Source organism: Bradyrhizobium sp. LVM 105 (assembly GCF_003957705.1).
In the GTDB taxonomy this organism is placed as follows: domain Bacteria; phylum Pseudomonadota; class Alphaproteobacteria; order Rhizobiales; family Xanthobacteraceae; genus Bradyrhizobium; species Bradyrhizobium frederickii.
Window position 1 is genome coordinate 1 of the sequence record NZ_QZMV01000061.1, and the last position, 5,118, is coordinate 5,118.

The 5,118-nt window shown below is 57.3% G+C and carries 5 protein-coding genes and 1 pseudogene; 3 read left to right on the forward strand and 3 right to left on the reverse strand.

Annotated elements, in window-relative coordinates:
• Positions 1–832: 832 nt before the first annotated feature.
• The 3 genes from D6B98_RS39290 (at position 833) to D6B98_RS39300 (ending at position 1,921) form a co-directional block, all read left to right on the forward strand.
• Positions 833–1,051, forward strand: coding sequence for a DUF6894 family protein (locus tag D6B98_RS39290; RefSeq protein WP_126262216.1), 219 nt, complete (start codon positions 833–835; stop codon positions 1,049–1,051).
• A gap of 135 nt (positions 1,052–1,186) precedes the next feature.
• Positions 1,187–1,726: a hypothetical protein gene (locus D6B98_RS39295; protein WP_126262217.1), complete on the forward strand. Its 540-nt coding sequence runs from the start codon at positions 1,187–1,189 to the stop codon at positions 1,724–1,726.
• Between the two features lie 39 nt (positions 1,727–1,765).
• Positions 1,766–1,921 (forward strand): hypothetical protein, encoded by a 156-nt coding sequence (locus D6B98_RS39300; protein WP_235884969.1) that lies wholly within the window; start codon positions 1,766–1,768, stop codon positions 1,919–1,921.
• 636 nt (positions 1,922–2,557) lie between these two features.
• On the opposite strand, the pseudogene D6B98_RS42135 reads toward D6B98_RS39300, so the two are convergent.
• The 3 genes and pseudogenes from D6B98_RS42135 to D6B98_RS39315 all read right to left on the reverse strand — a co-directional run.
• A pseudogene (locus D6B98_RS42135) lies at positions 2,558–2,951 on the reverse strand (IS110 family transposase); the annotation flags it as partial.
• A 35-nt stretch (positions 2,952–2,986) separates the two neighbouring features.
• Positions 2,987–3,970: a hypothetical protein gene (locus D6B98_RS39310; RefSeq protein ID WP_126262218.1), complete on the reverse strand. Its 984-nt coding sequence runs from the start codon at positions 3,968–3,970 to the stop codon at positions 2,987–2,989.
• Positions 3,936–4,601 (reverse strand): nucleotide-binding protein, encoded by a 666-nt coding sequence (locus D6B98_RS39315; protein ID WP_126262219.1) that lies wholly within the window; start codon positions 4,599–4,601, stop codon positions 3,936–3,938. Before D6B98_RS39315 ends, D6B98_RS39310 begins: the two co-directional genes overlap by 35 nt.
• Positions 4,602–5,118: the final 517 nt, after the last annotated feature.

Sequence of the window (5,118 nt, forward strand, 5' to 3'; positions counted from 1 at the left end):
CCAGTCCTGGTAGTTGTGCCACGCCCATTTCCGATAGATGTATCCCATCGTCAGATTCTTTCGCCGCTGAGGCTGGCCCCGAAGTTGGCGGCACGTGGCAGGGACAGCGCTTCATCGGTATGGCGGTGCCGAGTCACGTTGCCGCTAACTTCGCCGGCGGCGCGGGTGTGGCAGGGATAGCGTCGTTGCGCATTTCCGGCGCCGAGTCGCGCCCGCGCTGCTTACGGTGTGCGGGTTAGTCATAAAAGGCACGGGGTGCGCTCGCGATAGCTGACGAAAGGCTGACGGACTGTCCTGCTTCAATCACGACCGACAGGCTGACCGCGGACTCCAAGATTACTCTCCCATCGTGTCCCCGAGTGAGGTGCCCCAGCGCGGGCAGCATGCCGGGGCGAGACGTTGGGCTAGCCAGAAATCGAGCCACGACTCGATCATTATGACCGTGAAAATGTAGAGCAGCATCACGCACCGCTCAAAATCGCAGCGCGTTGCAAATCTGCCCAACACTCCGTGTAGCGGCGGTAGGATACTCGTTCGCGCTTTGAGGTGCAGTCCAAGCACACGCGAGAAAACGGCAGTTGCCAGTCGCGCATAAGAAAATCTCACGTCCTGAAAAACGACTAAGTTACTATCGCAACCAAGGGCTGTCCACCGGAAAGAAAGCAGCTTCGCTCTCCGTAATTGTCCGGTGGTTAGCTAAAGTGCGCGAGGTATATCGCTATGGTTGAGTGGGGCGGTGCTGCCGGTGTCGCTGCACAACGATCCTGTCATTTTGGACAGGTGCGTCCCGCTCTAATATGAGCGCATGATCGCCGCGGTGGAGGGCCTTCATATGCAGCGCTATTATTTTCCGATGATCCACAACGGTCGCCTTCAGCCGGACGGCGAGGGTGAGATGTTCGGCTCGGCAGATCTCGCGAGTCAGTATGGCGCCAGCGTTGCTCGGGATATCGGCGGCGATCCTGACTACGATCGCGTTAGCGAAACTGTCGTGCTGGTCTTTGATGGCGAAGGCGCGGAGATCGCGCGGCACGTGGTTCAGGGCGACTGACCTGGTGACGCGCAGCCTTACCTACAAATTCTTGTAGTTGACCAGTGCGTGTTCTCCGGGCTCGAATCGCTATCGAGCGGATCCCTCTGTCAGTTGCGAGCCCCAATCACGACTGCAAGAAAGGAGAGCAGGGCAATGTCTCCACTAAAAGCAATCACCAGTTGGTTGGAAACGCTAGACTTGGACATGCAGCTTGAGGTCGCTGGTTTCGCGGCATTTTTAATGTTTGAGCGGGACGATGTTCTCACGCTAGGTGGATCAGAGCAGCTCGAAGCTCTTCATCAGTGGTTGAACGAGCCGGGCTTACCATCATACGTCGCTGCAGACCGTGCCTTATCCTTTCGAATATGCTTCGGTTGCTTTGTCGATGATAGAATGACGGACGCCGGGTGCAAGCGAACTGAAGAGCTGGTTTGCAAAATTCTTAAAGAAGCGAAGCGCGGCGGGAAGTTCGCGGCTTCGCGCAAGGCGCAAAGGATGCTCGCGCTTCTCCCCGCTCGGAAAGAGAGTTGGGAACGTGTTGTAAGATCCTGGAACGAATTGACTGCGACTTGTCTAACAAACGAGGCTGTAAGAAGTTGGAGCGCCGCCAGCAAGCGCATTGGCTTGAAGGTTATTCCAAGTAGCGGCGTTCCGATTGTTCCGCTCAGGTCGCCTCATCGAGGCACCGGTTAGTTCTGCCTTAGATTGTGGCCGGATGGATGGGGTGCAGTAATGGAAAATGAACCGGATGATTTCATCGGACGGATTGCCGAGATCGAACTCGACGAGTCGGCTGCTATCATAATTGAGCAGGTGGACGACGAAATCACGCTCGCCATTGCGAGCATTGTCGGCGTTCATTTCCAAGTGACGGCGGATCAGGCTTGAGTTGTCTCGGGCCCTTGCTGTGGCTGCAGAGAATGCGGCGAACTTTCGCGCGGCGGCCGACACCTAGCCGTCTGCGCGAGCCGCACCCAATCGTGGGGAACAGCGGGCGAAACAAACGAGGCGCCTGAGTAATGGTCATGCGATGTAGGGATAGAAAAAAGATATCCCCCCGCGGAATCCTCAAGGCAGCGCGGGCGGCGAAACCGAAGGTTCCGAAGATGTTGGAATACGCTGGCGTAGCAATGGATTGTTTCGCCTCTCACGGATACGGGTGCCGTACCGTGACGTGAGGCACGAAGAAAGTCGAGTTGACGAGCGATGTTCTGGCTGCGAATGAGGCGAGCAGCATGAGCCGCACGCGCATAGTGCCACACCAGATGGGGGGCGGGACGAAAGCTGGCAGTTAATTCAGACAATCGCGCAACTTTGCTGTCGTCTCAGTCACAGTCAGCCGTTCACGCTCCTCCGGACAAGCTAATGCTGTAACGATTGGATTGCAGGTCGAGGATCGGCGCGTGGCGGCTGTCTGGCGATCATACAGCTCCGCTATCCAAGGCTGGGCGCGGTAGCTGTCGCGCTGGTCTCGATGAAGCGGAAGCTCATGTCCGGGTTCCGGAAAAGATCGCGATCGACTTCCTAAGAAACAGCCGGATCGGAGTCGCCTGGAACTGCCTGTAACTCGAAGCCGCGAGTTTTGGTTCGGCGCTGAAGGGTAGCGAGGACACGGCCGCGATGTTGCTGCTCATAGTGATCCGCACCAGGATCTCTGCAGGGCATGCCGTGCCGGAAGGTCTTAAACTGCGATCTTGCGGGCGGTCGCTCAACGCCTTTAACTTACCCATACGTGAGGACAGTCGGCGATAGAATGCACCGAGCGCCGTATCGCTCCGCCCGACGGTTGTTACTGCCAGCCGCAACAGTGCGACTGCCCGACTGGACGATCTCCGTGTGCGCCACGAGAACACCTTGCAGCTAGAGACTTGGTAGCCTGGTGCAGGCACAGCCAGGAGGCGAAGTGCTTGGGCCTCGGTCGAAGCGGACGCCAAATGCCCACGCTGCTTAGCTTTACATTTCTGCATCTGAAATGCGGGTCAGCATCCTCACGTGCGGTCCCGCCCGTTTGAAGATCGGCTCCCAAAAGGCATAGGCGTTCTCGACGAAACTCTCGGTTACGGTGAACTTCGTGAGCGCGCCCCGATATGCGGCCTGTCGCCGGCAGCCCTGCCCCTCGACAAGATGCCAGATGAATTGAGCGACCTGGCGTGCGTATGTGCTCGGACGACCTCGGTGGTTGGGTACAATCTCAAGCCGCATGGTCGCGGCGTCACGCGTCTCCGGTTCGGTGATATTAGCAAGCCAGATGAAAATTGATGGATCAATGCTCGCGGCATAGCCGTCCCGCTTGAGCTGCTGATTGATGATGGAGAACGCGCTGGCGGCTTCTCTGAAGCATTCGCTCAGGATGAAGTTCGCCTGATTCTCCAGCTTTCCGCAGCGAAGATCGTCCAGTAATCTGACCGCCTCGTCAGTGAGCCGCCGCATATATCGCGGTTGCGGCTGCTTTGCGCCGTCATTTGGTTCCTCCTGCACGAACAATTCGACCGCATCGGCGTGGAACTCTGTTGCGGCTTCTTTGAGAACGGGCAAAAACTTGCTTTCAAGGCAGGAACCGCCGACGTCTTTCGACGCCGCTTCATTCAGGCTGGCTTTGAGGTTTTCAGAAGCCCTGTCTTGAGAGTCCTCGACAACCTTTACCATCATCTCGGTGGTACTGTCGCAATCTATGAGTTCGTCCTTACGCGGCGCCGCCGCATTCCGAGATTCAAGCACCGCAACGTGAATCGGAGGGGTCGCTTGCCTTGCAAGGATTGTTTGATCAGACGTATTCGCGCCTATGTGCTCCGAGCGCGGATTGGAAGGAGCAATCTCGCCGGACAACACAAACAGGCCATCGTCAACGGCTCGGCTCGCCGCCGCGGTAAGATCCACCAGCGAGCGTCGCGCACGCATCTGCCTAGTACGCCGCTTTTTCGCTTGCGTGTGGCTCATGATCTGATGACCTCTCGACAAGCTTTTTCAAGACCCAGCGCCACAGCTCACGAACTTCCTCCGAGGCTCTTCCCTCTTGTGCAAACTCGGTCACGCCTAATCCTGCCCCAAGCGCGTCCTGGTGGTCATTGCGCTGTCCGACATAGGGAAGCGCAAGCACCCCGAGCGAATTGAGCGACGTTGCAGCTTCACTCAGGCGACAGCCCCGCGCTGGCGTCTGATTGAGGACGAAAGCAAATCGGCGGTTGAGCCTACGAATAGCAATCAGCGTCGGTATCGCAGCTTCGATGTCGGCCGGACTCGGACGCACCGGGATCAGGCAAAGATCGGCCCTCGCGATGGCGCGCATGGCCAGTGCATTGTTTGTGGCGGCGGTATCGATGACCGTAAGCGAGATCCCCTCAGCTTCAAGGCTGACGAGCGCCCCTTCTATTTCGGCGGGATCGGCGACCCGAACGACCCGCGGATGAGGATGGCCGCGCCGCTCTATCCATTTTGAAATCGTGCCTTGTAGATCCGCGTCGACAATTGCGACGCGCTCCCCGTTCCCCACCGCTGCGACTGCAATTCCGACCGCCAGCGTGCTCTTGCCGCTTCCGCCTTTTTGGGTGACCAGAGCAAGGACGTACATTGCCTACGCGTCCAGACAACAACGACATGAAACGCACGATTCGTCGAAAACAATTAGCTTACCAATCGGTAACCTACCATTTCCCATCGTGAATCGCATCAACAGCGGCGTGGAACTCACAGCCAAATCAAGCCCACCCACTAACGATATACCGCGTGATACCTCGCCCAAGGCCAGCCGGTCCATACAATGCACAAATCGCGGGCATCCCACCGCCAAGCCCGAGCGTTTGAAGATGGTGCAACGTCCGCTCGAAGTTTGCGGACCGCCGGATAGATACCGCAATAAAATCGATCGGCCTCCGACGCTGTCGAGATATCCTTGTCCTGCGACCAAGTTCGCCCACTTCACAGACCACCGTTTGTGACACAGAAAGAATAGTAATCGCGTCCAACAGCCGGAGTAAGCCTACAAGATCATGTAGTTGTAGTACTGCTGTTTAGTCGGTTGTGAAGAACACGCAAGCCGTTGAGAGAGAATCGATTTTTGGCGAACAGACATGGTTCTGTTCGCAGGA

Bases quoted from the DNA above. Each gene is read 5' to 3' on its own strand.
- D6B98_RS39295 (WP_126262217.1), top strand. From the start codon at position 1,187: ATGTCTCCACTAAAAGCAATCACCAGTTGGTTGGAAACGCTAGACTTG.
- D6B98_RS39290 (WP_126262216.1), top strand. From the start codon at position 833: ATGCAGCGCTATTATTTTCCGATGATCCACAACGGTCGCCTTCAGCCG.
- D6B98_RS39300 (WP_235884969.1), top strand. From the start codon at position 1,766: ATGGAAAATGAACCGGATGATTTCATCGGACGGATTGCCGAGATCGAA.
- D6B98_RS39315 (WP_126262219.1), bottom strand. From the start codon at position 4,601: ATGTACGTCCTTGCTCTGGTCACCCAAAAAGGCGGAAGCGGCAAGAGC.
- D6B98_RS39310 (WP_126262218.1), bottom strand. From the start codon at position 3,970: ATGAGCCACACGCAAGCGAAAAAGCGGCGTACTAGGCAGATGCGTGCG.